The organism is Paraburkholderia xenovorans LB400 (assembly GCF_000013645.1).
In the GTDB taxonomy this organism is placed as follows: Bacteria; Pseudomonadota; Gammaproteobacteria; order Burkholderiales; family Burkholderiaceae; genus Paraburkholderia; species Paraburkholderia xenovorans.
In genome coordinates this window covers 169,396-188,080 of sequence record NC_007953.1, presented here as the reverse complement: position 1 = coordinate 188,080, position 18,685 = coordinate 169,396, and the positions used below count along the sequence as shown (strand labels likewise).

Annotated in this window: 17 protein-coding genes; 7 read left to right on the top strand and 10 right to left on the bottom strand. The window is 64.0% G+C overall.

Annotation, left to right across the window (positions count from 1 at the left end; translation table 11 throughout):
* Position 1: 1 nt before the first annotated feature.
* From BXE_RS37590 to BXE_RS37560, 7 genes are all read right to left on the bottom strand, one after another.
* On the bottom strand, positions 2-1,411 hold the full coding sequence (locus BXE_RS37590; RefSeq protein ID WP_011493356.1) for a c-type cytochrome: 1,410 nt from the start codon (positions 1,409-1,411) through the stop codon (positions 2-4).
* Entirely contained in the window at positions 1,408-2,427 is a 1,020-nt protein-coding gene (locus BXE_RS37585; protein WP_233518872.1) for a cytochrome c oxidase assembly protein, read from the bottom strand. The genes BXE_RS37590 and BXE_RS37585 overlap by 4 nt, the downstream gene beginning before the upstream one ends.
* Entirely contained in the window at positions 2,403-2,747 is a 345-nt protein-coding gene (locus BXE_RS37580; protein WP_011493354.1) for a hypothetical protein, read from the bottom strand. The genes BXE_RS37585 and BXE_RS37580 overlap by 25 nt, the downstream gene beginning before the upstream one ends.
* Positions 2,744-5,377: a cytochrome c oxidase subunit I gene (gene ctaD / locus BXE_RS37575; protein WP_011493353.1), complete on the bottom strand. Its 2,634-nt coding sequence runs from the start codon at positions 5,375-5,377 to the stop codon at positions 2,744-2,746. Before ctaD ends, BXE_RS37580 begins: the two co-directional genes overlap by 4 nt.
* Positions 5,374-6,378, bottom strand: coding sequence for a cytochrome c oxidase subunit II (gene coxB / locus BXE_RS37570; protein WP_233518873.1), 1,005 nt, complete (start codon positions 6,376-6,378; stop codon positions 5,374-5,376). Before coxB ends, ctaD begins: the two co-directional genes overlap by 4 nt.
* Positions 6,379-6,792: 414 nt before the next feature.
* Positions 6,793-7,980 (bottom strand): zinc-dependent alcohol dehydrogenase, encoded by a 1,188-nt coding sequence (locus tag BXE_RS37565; RefSeq protein ID WP_011493351.1) that lies wholly within the window; start codon positions 7,978-7,980, stop codon positions 6,793-6,795.
* Between the two features lie 222 nt (positions 7,981-8,202).
* Positions 8,203-8,406: a CsbD family protein gene (locus BXE_RS37560; protein WP_011493350.1), complete on the bottom strand. Its 204-nt coding sequence runs from the start codon at positions 8,404-8,406 to the stop codon at positions 8,203-8,205.
* 240 nt (positions 8,407-8,646) lie between these two features.
* Between BXE_RS37560 and BXE_RS37555 the strand changes: the two genes are divergently transcribed.
* The 3 genes from BXE_RS37555 (at position 8,647) to BXE_RS37545 (ending at position 10,755) form a co-directional block, all read left to right on the top strand.
* Positions 8,647-9,168: a CinA family protein gene (locus tag BXE_RS37555; protein WP_011493349.1), complete on the top strand. Its 522-nt coding sequence runs from the start codon at positions 8,647-8,649 to the stop codon at positions 9,166-9,168.
* Between the two features lie 5 nt (positions 9,169-9,173).
* Positions 9,174-10,028 carry an ammonia-dependent NAD(+) synthetase gene (nadE, locus tag BXE_RS37550; RefSeq protein WP_011493348.1) on the top strand — a complete coding sequence of 285 codons (855 nt, stop codon included), beginning with the start codon at positions 9,174-9,176 and terminating at the stop codon, positions 10,026-10,028.
* 223 nt (positions 10,029-10,251) lie between these two features.
* Complete coding sequence (locus BXE_RS37545; RefSeq protein ID WP_011493347.1) at positions 10,252-10,755, top strand: flavin reductase family protein; 504 nt, start codon at positions 10,252-10,254, stop codon at positions 10,753-10,755.
* 41 nt (positions 10,756-10,796) lie between these two features.
* Here the strand turns inward: BXE_RS37545 and BXE_RS37540 are convergent, their stop codons facing one another.
* Positions 10,797-12,386: an ABC transporter substrate-binding protein gene (locus BXE_RS37540; RefSeq protein ID WP_011493346.1), complete on the bottom strand. Its 1,590-nt coding sequence runs from the start codon at positions 12,384-12,386 to the stop codon at positions 10,797-10,799.
* Positions 12,387-12,591: 205 nt separating this feature from the next.
* On the opposite strand from BXE_RS37540, the gene BXE_RS37535 reads away from it, so the two are divergent.
* From BXE_RS37535 to BXE_RS37520, 4 genes are all read left to right on the top strand, one after another.
* Positions 12,592-14,001 carry an LLM class flavin-dependent oxidoreductase gene (locus BXE_RS37535; RefSeq protein ID WP_011493345.1) on the top strand — a complete coding sequence of 470 codons (1,410 nt, stop codon included), beginning with the start codon at positions 12,592-12,594 and terminating at the stop codon, positions 13,999-14,001.
* 265 nt (positions 14,002-14,266) lie between these two features.
* On the top strand, positions 14,267-15,271 hold the full coding sequence (locus tag BXE_RS37530) for an aliphatic sulfonate ABC transporter substrate-binding protein (RefSeq protein ID WP_011493344.1): 1,005 nt from the start codon (positions 14,267-14,269) through the stop codon (positions 15,269-15,271).
* Between the two features lie 275 nt (positions 15,272-15,546).
* Complete coding sequence (locus BXE_RS37525; RefSeq protein ID WP_011493343.1) at positions 15,547-15,762, top strand: hypothetical protein; 216 nt, start codon at positions 15,547-15,549, stop codon at positions 15,760-15,762.
* Between the two features lie 115 nt (positions 15,763-15,877).
* Positions 15,878-16,702, top strand: coding sequence for a MetQ/NlpA family lipoprotein (locus tag BXE_RS37520; RefSeq protein WP_011493342.1), 825 nt, complete (start codon positions 15,878-15,880; stop codon positions 16,700-16,702).
* 273 nt (positions 16,703-16,975) lie between these two features.
* On the opposite strand, the gene BXE_RS37515 is transcribed toward BXE_RS37520, so the two are convergent.
* On the bottom strand, positions 16,976-17,854 hold the full coding sequence (locus BXE_RS37515; RefSeq protein ID WP_011493341.1) for an ABC transporter permease: 879 nt from the start codon (positions 17,852-17,854) through the stop codon (positions 16,976-16,978).
* Positions 17,851-18,681 (bottom strand): ABC transporter ATP-binding protein, encoded by an 831-nt coding sequence (locus tag BXE_RS37510; RefSeq protein ID WP_011493340.1) that lies wholly within the window; start codon positions 18,679-18,681, stop codon positions 17,851-17,853. Before BXE_RS37510 ends, BXE_RS37515 begins: the two co-directional genes overlap by 4 nt.
* Between the last annotated feature and the right edge of the window lie 4 nt (positions 18,682-18,685).

Sequence of the window (18,685 nt, the reverse complement as noted above, 5' to 3'; positions counted from 1 at the left end):
GCTATTTATGCAGTTTTTGCCGCAGCGAACTCACGTCGTTCGCCGTGATGGGCTGCGCGTTGTTGCCCCACGCGCTGCGTATGTACGTGAGTACCTGACCGATCTGCACATCGGCGAGGGTGTCCGCGAAACGCGGCATCTGTTGCCGCGGCGGCCCGGTGAGCGTCGACGGACTGTTGCCGCCTTCGACCAGCAGGCGAATCAGCGAAGTCGTATCTTCCGCCAGCACCGACGAATTGCCCGCGAGCGCCGGGAACACGTTCGGCACGCCCCTACCGTCGCCACCGTGGCATTGCGCGCAGAACGAGCGATAGACGTTGTAGCCCACCGACAGCGCCTCCGGCACGCGACTGCCATTGAGCGGCTTACGCGCCACGTCGTCGTGCGGCGCATAGGTTGCCGACGGATTGCGCGGCGGCAGCGACTTCAGATAGCGGCCAATCGCCAGCAGATCGTCGTCGGTGAGGTACTGCGAGCTGTCCTCGATCTGCTCAACCATGCTGCCGTACGCGATATTGCCGCCGCCATGCCCCGTCTTCAGGAAAGCAGCGATTTCCGAGGCGCGCCAGCGGCCGAGTCCCGACCCCGCATCGCCGGTCAGATCCGGCGCGAACCAGTGGTCGTTGACGCCGCCCGTGAGGAACGTCGACGACGATTCGTCGGTGCCTCTTTCCTGGTACGCGATGCCGCGTGGCGTGTGGCAGCTCCCGCAATGGCCGACCGACTGCACGAGGTACGCGCCGCGATTCCACTGCGCGTCGCGGTCCGCATGCGGCTGATACGGCTCGCGCGGGACGAACGCCAGTTGCCAGAACCACAGGCCCCAGCGCTGGTTGAACGGAAACGAGACGTCCGATTTCCGGTTCGGTTTCGCGACCGGCGCGACGCCGTGCATCATGTACGCGTATAGCGCATGCAGATCCGCGTCGTCGATCTTCGCGAATGCGTTGTACGGCATCGCCGGATAGAGCCGCTTGCCGCCGCGCGCGACGCCCTTGCGCAGCACGCGCGCGAAGTCGTCGTAGGTGTACTGGCCAATCCCGTAGTGCGGATCAGGTGTGATATTGGTCGACATGATGGTGCCGAACGGCGAGCCGAGGCCGTTGCCGCCCGCATACGGCGCGCCGCCTTGCGGCGCGGTGTGGCAGCCCGCGCAGTCGCTGGCTTTCGCAATGTACTCGCCGCGTGCCAGCATGACGGCGTCGGGTTGAGGGGAAGCAGGTTGAGGCAAAGCAGGCCGCGCCGAAGCTGACGGCAAGACCGTTGCCGGCCCGGCCGGCGCCCGCGCCTCTTCACTGCGCGCCTCGCGCGTCGCCACGCCGGCAACGGCTACCGCCAGCGCGGCCATGCACGCGCACAGCGCCGCGTGACGACGCGCGGTCGCGCCTGCCATGAGTGGACGCGGCTTCATCGCCCACCGTCCTGCGGCAATGCCGCAGCGGGATCGGCGATGACGCGCGGCGGCTCGTGGCCCCTTAACCAGCGCGCTGCGATCGCCAATCCGCCAATCAGATAGGCCATCGCGCCCGGCACCCACATGATGAGTCCACCGGCCTGCTGGTCGTGCAGCGGATCGATGCCGAGCGCGCTGGTCGGCTCGACGTACGACGGATACCAGAGCCCCGGCGCGAGCGAAATCAACGCGCCGAGCGCGCTCGTATGGACCATCGTGGTGAAAACGGACAGCATGGCGTGACCGCCCGACTGACGGGATGCGCCGTCGCCAAACACCGTCCACCAGAACACGAGCGCCGTCAGCATGAAGCTCGTGTGCTGCAGCGTATGCACCCACGGGTGCGCCAGCGCGGCTTCGAACATCACCGGTGCGTGCCAGCCCCACAGCGCGGCCGCATGCAGGGTCCATCCGGCGAGGGGCGCGGTAAGCCCGCGCCACGCCCGCGCGACAGCGGGCGCGCGCACCGCGCGGCCAATACGCCGACGCGCGGCGCGCGGCAACGCCCAGATCCATACGCCGAGAGGGCGCCCGAGCACCAGCAGCGGCGCGGCGATCAGCATCATCGTTTCGTGCTGGACCATGTGCGCCGAGAAGAGCGCCGCCGACAAGCTGTCGAGCGGCGAGCACAGCGCGAATACGAGCGCGGCCATGCCGGCCGCGAACGCGCTCGCGTGCCACGCGCGCGTTGCGCGGCTGCGCGGCGAGCCGCGCAGCCGCAGCCGCACATAGCCCACCGCATACGCGAGCGTGCTCGCGAGCATCAACACGACCACCCACGCGTCGAACGACCAGCCGAAGGTCGGCGCGGCACGCTCCGCGCCGGTCAGCACGTGCGCGCACGCGAGCGGCGCGTGGGCCAGCGCCAGCAGCCCGGCGCACACCCCCGCGCGCGCGCCGCGCTCGCGTGCGCGGCCGGCCACGCGGCAGGCCGCGTGAAGGCGCGCGGTCATCGACAGGGCGAAAGCAGCCATTGCGGAAACCACATCGTCAACTGGATCACCGCGCACAACGCGGCCACGAGCATCGCCATCAGCGCGAGAAACGGCCGACGCGCGTCGCGCCGCACGTAGCTCGCGTCAAACGGGGTGGCCGTGCCGCGCCAGCGCCGGTAGGCGAGCCACGCCGCGACCATCGAGAACAGGAACGCGACCGCGCTCACCGCGTCGAGCGCGGTATGCCGGCCGGTCGCGCAGGCGAGCTGCACGAGCGCGTAGTTGAGGCTCTGCGCGCCGAGCACGACTGCGGGCGCCGCGAGTAGACCGAGCCACACGGATAGGCCTGTGCGCTTCATGGATGCATCCGCGGCACGAAGTAGATGACCGCATAGATCGGCAGCCAGCTCAACACGACGAAGTACCAGTAGACCGCGTTCTCGCTGGTGTCGAGCAGACGTTTCTTCTCGAACGGGCCGGTGTAGAGCAGCGTTGCGAGCACGGCCGTATCCACGGTATCGGTGATCAGATGCGTCGTGTGCAAACCGAGCAGCAGCCAGACGATGGAACCGTACGAATTCGCATACCACATCACGTTGAGCGCGGCGAATTCGAAACCGCGCACGACGAGGAACGCGACCGCGAACGCGAGGCAGACCAGCAGCCAGAGGCGCGCCCGTTCCCGTTCACCGTTTTCCGCCGCGCGCCTCGCGAGCTGATTGGGCCACAGGCTCGCGACCAGCACCGCCGTATTGAGCGAGCCCCACACGAGCGACGGCGGCGGCGCGTTCATGGGCCACGCGGCGTTGACCGTGCGCAGATAGAAGTACATGCCGACGGCCATCGCGAACACCGTGCCCTCGATCAGCATCAAACCCGCCGTCGCCCACCACATCAAGCTGCGATGACTGAAACCGAAGCTCGGTAAGGCGCGCACGTCGAGCACGGCAAGCCGCGGCTGGGGGCCGCGCCCGGCCGCTTCGCGCGACGATGGGCGCGCGGGCGCACGCCGCGCGGCCCTTTGCGCGGCGCTCGAAGCGGGCCAGCGCTCGAGCGCGCGCGCGACGCGATTCTCGCGCCGCCCAGGCCAGAACCAGCAGATCATCGCCACCGCAACCGGCACGGTACCCCACCACACCGCCGACGGCGTGAAGATCGAGCCGATGAAAAAGATCGTGGTCGCGATGGCGCTGAGAAACGGCCAGAGCGATGGTCCTGGAAAAAGCGGACGCGTGTCCGGCCGCGCGTCGAGGGCGCTCGTCGTCAGTACCTCGCGCGCGTGCACGGCGAGGCCCGCCACCGCGCGCGGCGCGGCCGCGGGTTCCCACAGCGGCGCGCGGCCGTGGATGACCGGCAGCACGTCGAAGTTGTGCGGCGGCGGCGCGCTGGGCACGCTCCATTCGAGCGTGCCCGCGCCCCACGGATTCGCGGCGGCCCGCGCTCCATGCCGCAGGCTCATCACCACGTTGACGATAAACAGCAGCACGCTCACGCCGATCATGTACGCGCCTAGCGTCGCGATCAGGTTCATGCCGTCCCAGCCCATGCCGGCCGGGTAAGTCCATACGCGGCGCGGCATACCGTGCAGGCCGAGCAGATGCATCGGAAAGAACGTGACGTTGAAGCCGATGAAGAACAGCCAGAACTGCCAATGCGCGAGACGCTCGCCGAGCATGCGTCCGGTGAACTTCGGAAACCAGTAATGGAAGGCGCCGAAAAGCGGAAACACCGCGCCGCCGAGCAGTACGTAATGCAGATGCGCGACGACGAAATACGTGTCGTGCACCTGCAGATCGAGTGGCACCGAACCGAGCATGATGCCCGTCATTCCGCCGAGCACGAGGATGAAGAAGAATGCGAGCACGAAAAGAAGCGGCGGCTTCAGATTCAGGCGGCCGGTCAGCAGCGTCGCCAGCCAGCAATAGATCTGAATGCCGGAAGGCACCGCGATCATGACGCTCGCCGCCGTGAAGAACGTCTTGCCGAGATCGGGCACGGCCGTCGCGAACATGTGGTGGACCCACAGGCCGAACGCGAGGAACGCGGTGGCGATCAGCGCGAGCACCATCGCCGAATAGCCGAAGATCGGGCGGCGCGAGAACGTCTCGATGATCGAAGACATGAAACCGAGCGCCGGAATGAAGATCAGGTAGACCTCGGGATGGCCGAAAAACCAGAACAGGTGCTGCCACAACAGCACGTCGCCGCCGAGCGACGGGTTATAGAACTGTGTACCCACGAGACGATCGAGAATCAGCGCGGTGCTCGCCAGCATCACCGCGGGCATCGCGAAGATCACCATGAACTGCGTGACGAGCGTGGCCCACGCGAACAGCGGCATCCGGTTCAGCGACATGCCCGGCGCGCGCATCTTGAGGATCGTCGTGATCAGCACGACTGCGACAAGCAACGCGGCCAGCTCAGTGAAGGTGATCATCTGCGCCCAGATGTCGCTGCCCTTGCCGGTCGCGTAATCGGGACCGGCGAGCGGCACGTAGCTGAACCAGCCGGAACGCGGACCCGCACCGAGCAGGAACGCGATAAAGAGCGTGAGGCCGCCGAACAGAAAGACCCAGTACGCGTACGCGTTCATCCGCGGAAAGGCGACACTGCGAGCGCCGATCAGCAGCGGAATCAGGTACATCGCCACGGCCTGCATTACCGGAACGGCGAACAGGAACATCATTGCCGTGCCATGAATCGTGAAGAGCTGATCGTACATGTCCGGGCCCACGACGTGGCTCGCGGGACGCGCGAGTTGCGTGCGCATGACGAGCGCCATCAGCCCGGCCAGCACGAAGAAGACGAACGTCGTGACCATGAAGCGGCGCGCGATGATCTTGTGATCGATCGCGCTGAACCAGCCGCTCACGCCGCGCGGATCGGCCCATGTCTGCGCCAGCGCCGCCAGCGTGCCGGCGTCCGCGTCGGGGCCGTCCTTGATCCGCGCGGCGGCTTCGGCGTCGAGTAGCGGTTCGGTCGTGCTCATTGCAGTGTCCTAAGCCATCGGACGACGGCGACGCGATCGGTGTCCGAGAGCGGCACCGCCGGCATCGTCGTGCCGGGCTTCAGCGCGTCCGGATCGCGTATCCACGCGGCGAGGTTCTGCGGGGTATTGGCAAGCACACCGGCGGCGATCGTCTCACGGCTCATCAGATGCGTGAGGTCGGGGCCGGGCGTGCCCTGCGCGGAACTGCCGCGTACCGTATGGCAATGCGCGCAACTCGCGCGCTCGAACACCGCGCGGCCCTGCAGCGCGACGGCGTCGGCGCTCTGCGCGGCGGGCCGCGCCTGGCGTGCGACCCACGCCGCGTAACGCTCGCGCGGCTCGGCGACGACGAGCATCGCCATCAACGCATGTTCGGCGCCGCAATATTCAGCGCATTGCCCGCGATAGACGCCCGGCTGGTCGGCGCGAAACTCGATCGTCGTATCGATGCCGGGCAACAGGTCCTTCTTGCCGTGCAGGTTCGGCACCCAGAAACTATGGATCACGTCGGCCGCCTGCAACGATACGACGATCGGACGGCCGACCGGCACATGCAATTCGTTCGCGGTGACGAAGCCCGGCCGTCCGCCTTCAGGGCGATATGACGCCTGCCACCACCATTGCGCGCCGACCATATCGATACGCAATGGGTCGTCGACCGGCAGCTTCGACAGTGCGCGGTCCGTGAGCACGTCCGCGACGATCAGTCCGACGAGAACGATGACGGACATCACGCTCACGCCGATGACGATACGCCGCGTGCGATGCTCCGGCCGCGTGAGCGAACTCAGATCGGGCGGCTGGGTCGTCTGCGCCGGCGTGGCGGCATGTCGTCCGTTGCGGATCAGCGCGACGAGCGTGGCGAGCAGCACGAGCGCGAAGACGATCCCGCAGACGATCAGTGACAGATTCCACAGCTTCGCGATGTGTGCTGCCTGTACGCCTGCTGGCTGCAATGCGCTTTGCTGCGGCTGCGCCCCCACCTTCGCGACGTACGACATGGGGCATAGCGAGACGGCCGCGAGAGGCCCCAGCCGTCTCCGCCTGGGCCACGCGCCCATGCTGCATTGCGGCGCGGCCGCGCACATGTCGAATCCAACGCCGGGGATCATTGTGGTAGGTGAGCTTCGTGTGCGCCGGTTTTAGCACTTTACGTACCTGATTACCGGATGCGGCAACAGATGAAAGCGCGTGCGGGTAGCCGGTTGCCACCTGTGATCGTCTTGAGCGCAGGTGCCCGACGGCCGGCGCATCGCTCCTGCCGGACGTCACGGCCATGCGGTGGCGGCCGCCTGTAGTAATTACACGTGGGCGATGTAGCCGCTACAACGCGGTCGAGCCGATTTCCTTCAGCGCGGCAATGGCCGCTGCGCGCAATGGTGAAGACCGCCTGGCCGCCAGCGCACTGCCGGTCTTCACTGACCCATCGACGGCGATGGCTTCAGAACGACTTTCACGCAACCGTCTTCTTTCTCCCTGAAAACCCTGTACATCTCCGGTCCCTGTTCGAGCGGCACCGTGTGGGTGATCACAAAAGACGGATCGATCTGCCCTTCCTGTATCCGGCGCAAGAGGTCGTCGGTCCAGCGGTTGACGTGGGTTTGTCCCATGCGGAACGTCAAGCCCTTGTTCATTGCCGCGCCGAACGGAATCTTGTCGATCAGGCCGCCGTATACGCCGGGGATCGATAGAATGCCGGCGGGGCGGCATACGTAGATCATTTCGCGCAGCACGTGCGGTCTATCGGTCTCGAGCATCAGGGCCTGCTTGGCGCGATCGTAGAGCGCGTCGAACGAACGCGTCGCGTGCGATTCCATGCCGACAGCGTCGATGCACTTTTCAGGTCCCTTGCCTTGAGTCAGCTCATTGAGCCGGTCCAGCACGCTTTCGGTGTCGAAGTTGATGGTGATCGCTCCGGCGGCCCTGGCCATGGCCAGGCGCTCGGGTACGCGGTCGATCGAGATGACCTGCCGGGCGCCCAGCAGAATCGCGCTTCGGATGGCGAACTGCCCGACCGGCCCGGCGCCCCAGATCGAAACCGTATCCGTGGGTTCGATCTCGCATTGCGCCGCGGCCTGCCATCCGGTCGGAAAGATGTCGCCCAGAAACAGCACCTGCTCATCCGTAAGACCGTCCGGTATCCTGACGGGCGTGAAGTCGGCGAACGGCACGCGCACGTATTCAGCCTGTCCGCCCGGATATCCGCCCGTGAGATGCGAGTAGCCAAACAGGCCCGCCGTGCTGTGGCCGAATACCTTGTCGGCCATCTCCTTGTTACGGTTCGAGCGTTCGCACACTGAAAAGAAGCCGCGGCGGCACCGGTCGCATTCGCCGCACGCGATCGTGAACGGTACGACCACCCGGTCGCCGATCTTCAGCTTCTGGTTTTCCGCGCCGACCTCGACGACCTCGCCCATGAACTCGTGTCCAAGCACGTCGCCCGATTTCATCGTCGGCATGAATCCGTCGAACAGGTGAAGATCCGATCCGCAGATTGCGCAACTCGATACCTTGATGATCGCATCCCGTGGATGTTCGATCATCGGGTCGGGGACGTTGTCGATCCGGACGTCCTTTTTTCCATGCCAGCAAAGCGCTCTCATGTCATTGCTCCCGGTGTGACACGGCTGCCCTCCTGGGGGAGGGCAGCGGAACGGTTCTATCGCTGCGCCCGCGATACCGTGGAGCGAAAGAACCAGCATAGCGGCTATCGACGCCAGCAACTCGTGTGCCGTGACGGGGCAGCGCGCCGGTACAGCGAGGGCCGCATGCAGTCAGGCGACACTGGCCTGCGCACACCCTTCATGCACCCTCTGCTAGCCCCACTAGAGGTTTGATGGATTTCCCGGATCTATCGCGTTCCTGTCGATACTGTCTTCCTGATCGCCCAGATCCTTGCGGTTGTCGCCGTTGGTGATCTGCACTTCGCCTTTGACCTTCCGGTCTTCGTTTCCGGTGATCGAGCCGATGCCCTTGTTGACGTAACCTTTGAGCTCCTCCTTGAGGCCTTCACGCTGGTCCTTGTTCATGACGACTCCTGTCAGAAGAAATGGCTCACCGCCCTAGCGAGCCGAACGGATGGGCACACTATGCTGTCGCGCGACAGCCTGCGAAGATCCAGCAATGGCTATGCCTCTTCCGTCGACCGGAGCGTGTTTCAACGAGGTACGACTTCCAGGTGCCCGTCCGAACCAGCCCGTCCGTCGCGGACCGCGAATTGCTAGGGGTTTGCAAATCATCGACGGTACTCACGCTCAGGTGAATACGCCATGAACATTCCCATGCAGGCCGTGTCTTTCCTGTCGTCGCGCGGTCTCAAGCTGGCTACCGCCGAGTCATGCACCGCTGGTCAGATCGCGTCTTACCTCGCGAGCGTGCCCGGCAGCGGGTCATGCCTCGATGTCGGTTTTGTCAGCTATTCCCCTTCGGGAAAGGCAGGCTTTCTCGGCGTGAAGGAATCGACAATGAAGCAGTTCGGCCTGACCAGCGAGGAAGTCGCCCGCGAAATGGCGGAAGGCGCCCTTCGTCAGGAAGGCTGCTGTGCCGACGTGGTGGTGTCCAACACAGGGCTTGCCGATCCAGCGGCCGCCGGCAGTCCGCCCGCAGGCACCCAGTGTTTCGCGTGGTCTTTTCGCATGCGCGAGGCGAATATCGTCACGTTTTCCGAAACGCGGCGCTTTTCCGGCGGCAGGAACGATGTCCGCTCCGCTGCGGCGCTGTACGCGCTCTCGCGCATCGAGCACTACTTCAATCAACTCCCGTCAGCGAGGCGGGAACGACACACGAGGTGAACGTCATGAACCCGTCATCCTCCCCCTACGGCAATGCGTGGCAACAGGAGGTCCTAAGCGAGCTCGGCGTGCCGCGCGACTTCGACGTCGACGCGGAGCGCGAGCGGCGTATTGGCTTTCTCGGCGACTATCTGGCTTCGCAGGGGCTCCGCACGTATGTGCTGGGCATTAGTGGCGGCGTCGATTCCTCCACGGCTGGCCGGCTTGCGCAACTTGCCGTCGATCGCCTTCGGGCTCGCGGCTATGAGGCGAAATTCCTCGCTGTGCGCCTTCCCTACGGTAGCCAGCGCGACGAAGAAGACGCCGCTCTCGCGCTCGAATTCATCCGTCCGGACGAAACGCTCACGGTGAATATCAAGGAGCCGTCGGACGCGATGCTGCAGTCGCTGAAGCGTGGCGGCGCCCAGTACGTGGACGACTTCCAGGAAGATTTCGTCCTCGGCAACATCAAGGCCCGTCAACGGATGGTCGCGCAGTACGCCATCGCCGGCGCCAGGGTGGGTGTGGTGATTGGAACCGACCACGCCGCCGAGTCCCTTATGGGCTTCTTTACGAAATACGGCGACGGCGGCGCGGACATTCTGCCACTGTCCGGGCTCACCAAGCGTCGGGTGCGTGCCCTCGCCCGGGCCTTGGGCGCCTCGGAGCGCCTCGCGAACAAGGTTCCGACGGCGGACCTCGAATCCCTGACGCCCCAGAAGCCGGACGAGGACAGTTATGGAATCAGCTATGAAGACATCGACGATTTCCTGGAAGGGAAACCCGTCAGCGACGAGGTGCTGACCACGATTCGCCGTTTCCATACGGCGACCCGCCATAAGCGCGCCCTTCCTGTCTCGGTGAATCCGGCGAACAGGTAGACCATCTATCCGGGGCAGGCCGGTCCTTGTGCCCTTGTGCCTTTTTGCCTATCGCCCCAGCCTCCGCGTGGGACGTGACAGGAGAAGGCCTGGTCAGCTATGGTTCCGGGGGCGAACGACGGACAGCGAAATCGCGCTTCCAGAACGCCGGTGCCGATTCCGTTTTTTGCAATGAACCTGGCGTTCGTGCGATTCGCCACGCCAGACCGGGAGAGAATGGACCATGAGCAACGGCATCGCAGATCTTTTCAGACATTTGACCGCGGGCGTGTATGTCATCGGCGTAGCGGACGGTGATCGCAGGAATGCATTCACTGCGAGTTCGATCATGCAGATTTCATTTTCCCCATTGCTTCTGGCGATCAGTATCAGTCCGGCACACGAGTCTTATGCACTTCTTGGCGGCGGCCGGGTGTTCTCGATCAATGTGCTGGGCGAACAACAACAGGCGCTCGCCAGGCACTTCGGGACCCAATCGGGCCGCACCGTCGACAAACTGGCGTCGATACCCTGGCGGCCCGGCAAATCGGGCGCACCGCTGTTGCGCGACGCGCTGGCTCACTTCGACTGCCGGGTGGTCAGCGACATCGAGGCCGGTGATCATCGGCTAGTGGTGGGGCGCGTGATCGACGGAACGGTGGTCAGCCCGCATGGGCGCCCCCTGATCTACGCACAGACCGGCAACATGGACATGAGCGCCAGTCTCTTCCCGCCGGACTTTTCCTGACGACGCGTCACGCGCAAGGCTCCTGTTCGCGTCGCCGCGCATCATGGCTCAATGTACAGGTCGGAAAAATTGCCGCGCAAACCTTCGCCGGTCGGTGCGTAGTCCTTCACCTTCTTCGAAACAATGGTGATGTTGGGATTCGCGCCGAATTCGATTGACGGGATATCGTCGTGGACGATCTGCTGGAACTGAATGAATAGCTGACGGCGCTTCGCTTCGTTGGTTTCCGCCGAGGCCGCCTCCAGCAGACGGTCGACCTCGGGATTCGAATAATGCGCCGCGTTGGAGAACGGCAGTCCGATCTTGAAGTTCTTCGACCAGAAAACGCGTTGCACGCCTACCGTCGGATCGAATACATTCGCAAGCGCTTCGAGTGTGATGTCGAATGCGCGATCGGTATAGGCCTTCTTCACATACGTCGCGAAGTCATAACTCTCGATTTCGCCGTCGATGCCGATACGCGCGAGCGACTGGCGGACAAAATCCGCGGCACGGGGATCCTGGAACGGATTGAACAGCAGTCGCAGCGTGAACCGCTTGCCGTCCGGGCCACGCTTCAATCCGGCGGCATCCAGCGCGGCATTGGCCTGAGCTATGTCATACGGAAAATAGTGGATATCGGCGTCGTGGTACTTCGTATTCGCCGCGCCGATCGCCGCCGCAGACACCTGGCCGTAGCCGTACCAGACCACCCGGTTCAATGCGTTGACGTCGACCGCCTGGGATATCGCCTTGCGCACCGCCTTGTCTTTCAGGACCGGCGTATCGAGGTTGAAGATCAACTGCTGGTGATTGCTGACATACGGCCAGTTAGTCGTGTCCACCTTGAACTCCGGCAGCGCGCTGAACCGTTTGACATCCGATAGCGGGATCGCCTGATCGCCGAGGTTGGCGGCGCCCGATTCGAGCGCCGCCGCGCGGGCCGCCGCATCGGGGAGAAAGCGCACGACGATCTTGTCGAGGTACGGCTTGGGCTTGTCCCAGTAGTCCGGATTGCGTTCGAGAAGAATGTAGCTGCCGTGGACGAACGACTTGAAAACGAACGGGCCAGTGCCGACCGGCGCGCTGTTATACGGATTCGAAACGATGTCCGTGCCTTCGTATAAATGCTTTGGAATGATCGGCGATTCGGAGCCCGACAGCGCGGTCAGCAGAAACGGCGCGGGCTTCGACAACTGGATCGTCGCTGTATAAGGGTCGGGCGTCCTGACGTCGACCACGTTGGCGAACGTGCTTCGGCCGCGCGGATGCACCTGCTTCAGCGTCAGAATCGAGAATGCGACATCGGCAGAAGTAAATGGCTTGCCGTCATGCCATTTCACGCCACGACGCAGCGTGAAGCGATACTCAAGTCCGTCCTTGCTCACGGACCACGCGGTAGCCAGCAGCGGTTGAGGATTGAGATCCTTGTCGTAGGTCAGCAGGCCTTCTACCACCTTCGGCCCGATCTCCGCGTTACCGCCAGCGGTGCTCGTCAAAGGAATGATCGACGCCGGCTCCGGCGTGACGAGCCATGTCAATGTGCCGCCATGATTGGGTGCCGCCAGAACGGGGAGCGAGCTGGCGCAAATCAGTATGAAGGCAGACAGCGCCCCGAAAACATATCCCCGCGATGAGTTCCGCAAGCTCATACCCGTCCTGTTTATTATAAAAATTACGGATACTAAGGCGTTTTGAAAGACGCGAAAAACAAGCAAAAGTGATTAGCTTTGCGTTATATGTTGAGCGGCCGGCCCGCAACGCATCCGGCCGAACCGCCCTCCTTATTGCTTCCGTGCATATCGATGCGCCAAATGATTCGTGGCGAGGGCCGCTGCGCCGCCTGAAAATCGCAGGATGCCGGGCGCGGCGACGCCACTCCGGCTTTCTCCTCATTTCCGCGAGACGCCTGTGTATACTTCCCCGCCCCGCCGGCTGCACCTGAACGTCAACATCCTGCATTCCGGATTCGTACCCTCCGCGTGGCGGCTTCCCGACGCCGACCCGCGTGCGTTCATCGACGTCGCGCACTACATCCGCGTCGCGCAAATCGCCGAGGCGGCGAAGTTCGATGCGGTGTTCCTCGCGGACAACGCATCGATTGCCGATCAGATCGACTTCCGCCCGATCACCGCGCTCGAGCCGACGGTGCTGCTTGCCAGCATCGCGGCGGCGACCACGCGAATCGGCGTGATCGGCACCGCATCCACCAGTTACAACGAGCCGTACAACATTGCCCGCCGCTTCTCGACGCTCGATCACGTAAGCGGCGGCCGGGCGGGCTGGAATATCGTCACGACGGCCGACCTCGGCTCCGCGCGCAATTTCGGGCGCGAAACCGTGCCGGTTCATGCGGAGCGTTATGCACGTGCGGCCGAATTCACCGAGGTTGTCAAGAAGCTGTGGGACAGTTGGGAAGACGACGCGCTGGTCGGCGACAAAACGCGCGGACGGTTCATCGACACGACCAAGGTGCGTCCGGTCTCACACCACGGCAAATACTTCGACGTGGCCGGCCCCTTGAATCTGCCCCGTTCGCCGCAAGGGCATCCGGTGCTCGTACAGGCCGGCGGCTCCGCGGACGGGCGCGAACTGGCGGCGCGACATGCGCAAGCCGTCTTCTCGGCCGCGCAGTCGTTCGACGAATCGGCCGCCTACGGTCGCGACCTCAAGGCGCGCGCGGCCGCCCTGGGACGCGGTCCCGACGCGATCAGGATCCTGCCGGGCCTGACAACGATCATCGGTTCGACCGAGACCGAAGCATTGCGCCGGCGTGATGAGCTGGTGGATCTGATTCCGTGGAGCTACAGTCTGACCCGGCTCGCAGGCATCCTCGGACTCCCTGTGGAGCGCCTCGAACTCGATCAGCGGCTGCCTGACGATCTGCCGCTGCCCGGCGGCGGCAACGGTAATCACACGTTCTTCAACGCGACGCTCGCGCAGGCGCGCAACCACGGCTACACGGCGCGGCAATTGATCCGGGCACTCGCCGGCGGCGGCGGACATCGGGTCGTCGTCGGCACGCCGGAGCAGATTGCCGACGACATCGAACGATGGTTTGTGGGTGGCGCGGCCGACGGTTTCAATCTGATGCCCGACGCGCTGCCCGACGGCTTGAAGCAGTTCGTGGACGGCGTCGTGCCGATCCTGCGCCGGCGCGGACTGTTCCGCACGGACTACGAAGGCAGCACGCTGCGCGATCACCTCGGGCTGCCGCGGCCCGTCAGTGCTCATCCGGCAGGGCAGGAGGCCGCCGTCACGGCATGAAGCGCGCGCCGCATTCCGGTTGCACAGCCGGTTCAGAGGCCGGTCAGGCCACGCCGCGAGGTGGGCTGCTGTCGATGTCAAAGGCTTCTGCCGGCGAACGGGACACCGAGCGCCCGGTTCGGCGCAAGCAGCGCAACTCGACGCGCAATCGTCGGTGCTTATGCCATTCCATCAGATCGATAGCTGAATTTGTCGGTTATCGTTCGGCCCGACAATTGCTAGGGTAACCGCCTGGTTTTCCAACCCGCTCGAAGGAACAGGATTCATGACGTTAATGACGCGGCGCGCTTTTACGCGCGCCATGCTGGCTGCCGCACTGACCATCACCGGCACGCAGGGCCATGCCCAGGCATCGCGAACGGCCGGGTCTCCCGTCGCCTTGCGTATCGGCTACCAGAAATCGTCGACGCTAATCACGCTGCTCAAGGCGCGCGGCTCGCTGGAACAGGCGCTCGCGCCGCTCGGCGTGAACGTCTCGTGGCACGAATTCGCAAGTGGCCTGCCGCTTACCGAAGCGCTTAACGTCGATGCGGTCGACTTCAGCGCCGACGTCGCGGATACGGTGCCGGTCTTCGCCCAGGCCGCGCATGCGAACTTCGTCTATATCGCGCAGGAAGCGCCGTCGCCGGGCGCTCAGGCAATCATCGTAAGAAAAGACGGTCCGCTGCACACGCTGGCCGACCTGAAAGGCAAGCACATCGCGGTAACGAAGGCGGCGGGAAGCCACTATCTGTTGCTCGCCGCGCTCGCCAAAGCCGGCCTTTCTCCGGCAGACGTGACGATCCACTACCTCGCGCCGGCGGACGGGCGGGCGGCGTTCGAGCATGGCAGCGTCGACGCCTGGATCACATGGGATCCGTATGTCGCTTCGGTCGACAGAGACACCAGCGTGCGCATTCTCGCGGACGGCAACGGACTCGCGTCGTATCAGCGTTACTACCTCGCTTCGAGCAATTTCGCCGCGGCGCACCCCGCAGTCATTCAGATCCTGTTCGACCAGTTGTCTCAGGCGGGCACGTGGCTGCGCACGCATCCCGAGGATGCCGCGAAAACGCTCTCGCCGATCTGGGGACTCGATACCACGACAATCGAGCGGGCGAATGCGCGCCGCAGTTATGTGGTGCGACCCGTCGTCCCGCAGAATTTCAGCGAACAGCAGAAGATCGCCGATACGTTCCTGCAGGCCGGCCTGCTGCCGGCACGCGTGGATACGGGCGAAGCACAGCGATGGGATTTCGCCACGAAGCGCGCGGAACCCGCCGGGAGCTGATTCGACCGGGGTCCGCAGCGAAGCTTGCATCAGGCCGGGTTCGCGCCGCGGGTGATTGCATGGCCGCCGCGCATACGGCGATTCAGCGCGTGAATCGGCATAGCGTCGGCATGTTGCCCGGAGTCACGTTGCCCACAGCGCAAGCTTCGCCACTTCTGCTTCTTTTCAATTCGGCGCCGCAGCGGGTTTGCTTCTGCCAAATGCTTGTTTCCCTTGTTTTGCGAGGCTCGCTAATCTGATCGCACGCTCCATTGCATCGCGAGGGTGAAACGAGCATGTACTACAAAGGTTATGAAGTCGCTCCCGCCGCACAGGCGCTGCCGAGCGGATTATTCGCGGCCAATCTCGTCATTCAGGACGAAGCGTCGCTGCAAAAACGTGCATACGTATTCGACGCGCTGGATTATTTCTTTGAATCCGATCTCGCCATTGCGTATGCGGCCCGTTGGGCTCGCATGTGGATCGACAACCGGCGATTGCCGCGCGGTTGACGGCACCGCCATTGCGGTTCTGACGATTTCCCCGAAAAGATATTTACCAGAGCAGAGTTGCGCTGCCTGGCATCCGTAGCAATCTCAACCAAAGGAAAGGAAAGCGGTGAAGAAAATGAAAGGGCAAAAGATCATTGGAAGCGTGCTGGCCACGCTGATACTCGGCTGGGGCATTGTGGCGTCGCCGCTATCCCACGCTGCGGATCAGACCGTGCGCGTCGGCATCATGTCCGGGGAAGACGAAGACGTCTGGCGCGTGGTCGCCGCAAACGCGGCAAAGCACGGCCTGTTGGTAAAGACGACGACGTTCAACGACTATACGCAACCCAATGCGGCGTTGTCCCAGCACGATCTGGATGCAAATTCCTTCCAGCACAAGCCTTATCTCGATGCACAGATTGCCGCGCGCGGCTATCGCATCATCCCGGTGGGTTATACCTACGTTCAGCCGATCGGCCTGTATTCGCGCAAGGTGAAATCGGTGGCTGACTTGCCGACCGGCGCGACCATCGGCGTGCCGAATGACCCGAGCAACGAAGGCCGCTCACTTCTCCTGCTTCAGGCCCAGGGCCTGATCACGCTACGTCCGGACGTGGGGCTCCTTCCCACCGTGCGCGATATCGCGAACAATCCGAAAAACATCCACATCAAGGAACTCGACGCGGGTATCGTCGGGCGCGCAATCGGCGATCTGGACGCAGCCGTCATCAACACCGACTGGGCCATCAAGGCCGGCATCAAAATCCCTCAGGAACGGATCGCGCAGGAAAAGGTCGCAGGCAATCCTTATCGCAACTTCATCGCCGTGAATGAAAACGACCAGAAAGCGCCGTGGGTCCACGCTCTGGTCGAAAGTTATCAGGAGCCTAACGTCGCTGCGGAGATCCTCCGGGTGTATCACGGAGCGACGCTGCCAGCCTGGAATGAATCACCCAAATGACGGGGTAAAAAGGGGCGGCCGCAGTGCGGCCGCTGAGTCCGCGCTGTCACTGCGCTCGGGTTCGGGTCACGCGCGATGGGGTTGAAGCGCTAGCGATCGACAGGCTCGAAACGGACTTTTCCGCTACCTGACGGATATCGAGCGGAAGTATGGTACGAGCGGCACACTATGGTTACACGAGAAGCGCTAATGCACGGCGCTTCGAGTCTGCCCCCCGCCCGGCCGTTGCCGGAGGGCCCGTGTTGCCGCAGCGCGCGCCTGAACGGCTACTGGCTACTGCTGCACACCCCAGCGCCGCACGGTGATGCGCTCCAGCGTATCGAACACCAGATGCTCGATCAGCAAGCCGATCACGATCACCGCTGCGAGGCCCGCGAAAACCCGGTCCGTATACAGTTCGTTGCGATTCTGGAAGATGTACCAGCCTAACCCCCCGCTGCCCGAGCTTGCGCCGAACACCAGTTCGGCCGCGATCAGCGTGCGCCATGCAAACGCCCAGCCCACTCGCAAACCGGCCAGAATCGACGGCAGCGCCGCGGGCACCAGAATCAACAGCACATGGCGCATGCCAGTCAGCCCATAGTTGCGCCCTGTCATGCGCAGCGTGGCCGGCACCGACTGAAAACCGGAGTACGTATTGAGCGCGAGCGGCCATAGCACCGAATGCACCAGCACGAACAACAGGCTGCCCGTGCCGAGCCCGAACCATAGCAACGCAAGCGGCAACAGCGCGATCGACGGCAACGGATTGAACATCGCGGTCAGCATCGACAGTAAATCGCGGCCCACTCGCGTCGAAACGGCGAGCGAGGTCAGCACGAACGCGAGCGCGGCCCCAAGCAGATAGCCACGCAGCAGCACAGACATCGACACTGCGGTTTTCTGCAGCAATTCTCCGGACCACACACCCTGCACGAACGCGCTGAACGTTGCACCGAAAGTGGGTAGCAGCAAATCGTTGTCGACCACGCGCGCGGCGACCTCCCACCCCGCGATCAGCACCAGCGCAATCAGTGTCTTGCGCAGCCAGCTCTGCGCCAGGAGCCGCTTGCCGAGCGGCAGCGGTGCTTCGAGAACGAGTTCACCGAGCGGTTCGAGCGGACGTTCATATTCTTCGCGAACCGGGGGCAGCAAGGTGGCGGGCGAACTCATTGCACAGTCTCCGTCTGCTCAAACAACAGGTGATGAATATGCGCGGCGCTGCGCTGAAAGTCGCTGCGTCCAAAACTGTCCTGCGAATACTGATGGCTGTTGAGTTCGGCACGCACGCGGCCGGGGTGCGGCGATAGCAGCAGGATCCGATTGCCGACCACCAGCGCCTCTTCGATCGAATGGGTGACGAACAGCAGCGTGAAATTCACCTCTTCCCACAGCCGCAACAGTTCCTCCTGCATCTTGCGGCGCGTGAGCGCATCGAGTGCGGCAAAGGGTTCGTCCATCAGCAGCACGCGCGGCTGCATCGCCAACGCGCGGGCAATCGCGACCCGCTGCTTCATGCCGCCCGACAACGTATGCGGATAAGCGTTCGCAAACGAAGCCAGCCCCACCTTCTCCAGGTAGTGCAGCGCGCGCTCCCTGGCTTCCGCGCGGGACAGCTTTTTCGCGACGCGCAGCGGGAATACGACGTTCTGCAGCACCGTCTTCCATGGCGGCAACTGGTCGAACTCCTGGAACACCACGATCCGGTCGGCGCCGGGGCCGCGCACGTGCTGGCCGTCGAGCGAAATGCTGCCCGAGGTCGGCTGGATAAAGCCGGCCACGGCCTTGAGCAACGTCGATTTGCCGCAGCCCGACGGCCCGAGCAGCACGAAGCGATCGCCGCCGTAGACGTCGAAGCTGACATCGTGGGTCGCGCGCACGATCCGCTCGCGCGTGCGATATTCGAGGTTGACGTGCTCGACCGCGAGTAGTTTCGCGCTGGTTGCCGCGCCGGGGTGCCCGGCGCTGTCTGGAAACAGAAGCGTAGGATTGGCCACCATCAGA

Excerpts from the sequence above, each read along its gene's own strand:
- BXE_RS37590 (WP_011493356.1), bottom strand. The coding sequence starts at position 1,411 with ATGAAGCCGCGTCCACTCATGGCAGGCGCGACCGCGCGTCGTCACGCG.
- BXE_RS37585 (WP_233518872.1), bottom strand. The coding sequence starts at position 2,427 with ATGGCTGCTTTCGCCCTGTCGATGACCGCGCGCCTTCACGCGGCCTGC.
- BXE_RS37580 (WP_011493354.1), bottom strand. The coding sequence starts at position 2,747 with ATGAAGCGCACAGGCCTATCCGTGTGGCTCGGTCTACTCGCGGCGCCC.
- ctaD (WP_011493353.1), bottom strand. The coding sequence starts at position 5,377 with ATGAGCACGACCGAACCGCTACTCGACGCCGAAGCCGCCGCGCGGATC.
- coxB (WP_233518873.1), bottom strand. The coding sequence starts at position 6,378 with ATGTCGTACGTCGCGAAGGTGGGGGCGCAGCCGCAGCAAAGCGCATTG.
- BXE_RS37565 (WP_011493351.1), bottom strand. The coding sequence starts at position 7,980 with ATGAGAGCGCTTTGCTGGCATGGAAAAAAGGACGTCCGGATCGACAAC.
- BXE_RS37560 (WP_011493350.1), bottom strand. The coding sequence starts at position 8,406 with ATGAACAAGGACCAGCGTGAAGGCCTCAAGGAGGAGCTCAAAGGTTAC.
- BXE_RS37555 (WP_011493349.1), top strand. The coding sequence starts at position 8,647 with ATGAACATTCCCATGCAGGCCGTGTCTTTCCTGTCGTCGCGCGGTCTC.
- nadE (WP_011493348.1), top strand. The coding sequence starts at position 9,174 with ATGAACCCGTCATCCTCCCCCTACGGCAATGCGTGGCAACAGGAGGTC.
- BXE_RS37545 (WP_011493347.1), top strand. The coding sequence starts at position 10,252 with ATGAGCAACGGCATCGCAGATCTTTTCAGACATTTGACCGCGGGCGTG.
- BXE_RS37540 (WP_011493346.1), bottom strand. The coding sequence starts at position 12,386 with ATGAGCTTGCGGAACTCATCGCGGGGATATGTTTTCGGGGCGCTGTCT.
- BXE_RS37535 (WP_011493345.1), top strand. The coding sequence starts at position 12,592 with ATGCCGGGCGCGGCGACGCCACTCCGGCTTTCTCCTCATTTCCGCGAG.
- BXE_RS37530 (WP_011493344.1), top strand. The coding sequence starts at position 14,267 with ATGACGTTAATGACGCGGCGCGCTTTTACGCGCGCCATGCTGGCTGCC.
- BXE_RS37525 (WP_011493343.1), top strand. The coding sequence starts at position 15,547 with ATGTACTACAAAGGTTATGAAGTCGCTCCCGCCGCACAGGCGCTGCCG.
- BXE_RS37520 (WP_011493342.1), top strand. The coding sequence starts at position 15,878 with ATGAAAGGGCAAAAGATCATTGGAAGCGTGCTGGCCACGCTGATACTC.
- BXE_RS37515 (WP_011493341.1), bottom strand. The coding sequence starts at position 17,854 with ATGAGTTCGCCCGCCACCTTGCTGCCCCCGGTTCGCGAAGAATATGAA.
- BXE_RS37510 (WP_011493340.1), bottom strand. The coding sequence starts at position 18,681 with ATGGTGGCCAATCCTACGCTTCTGTTTCCAGACAGCGCCGGGCACCCC.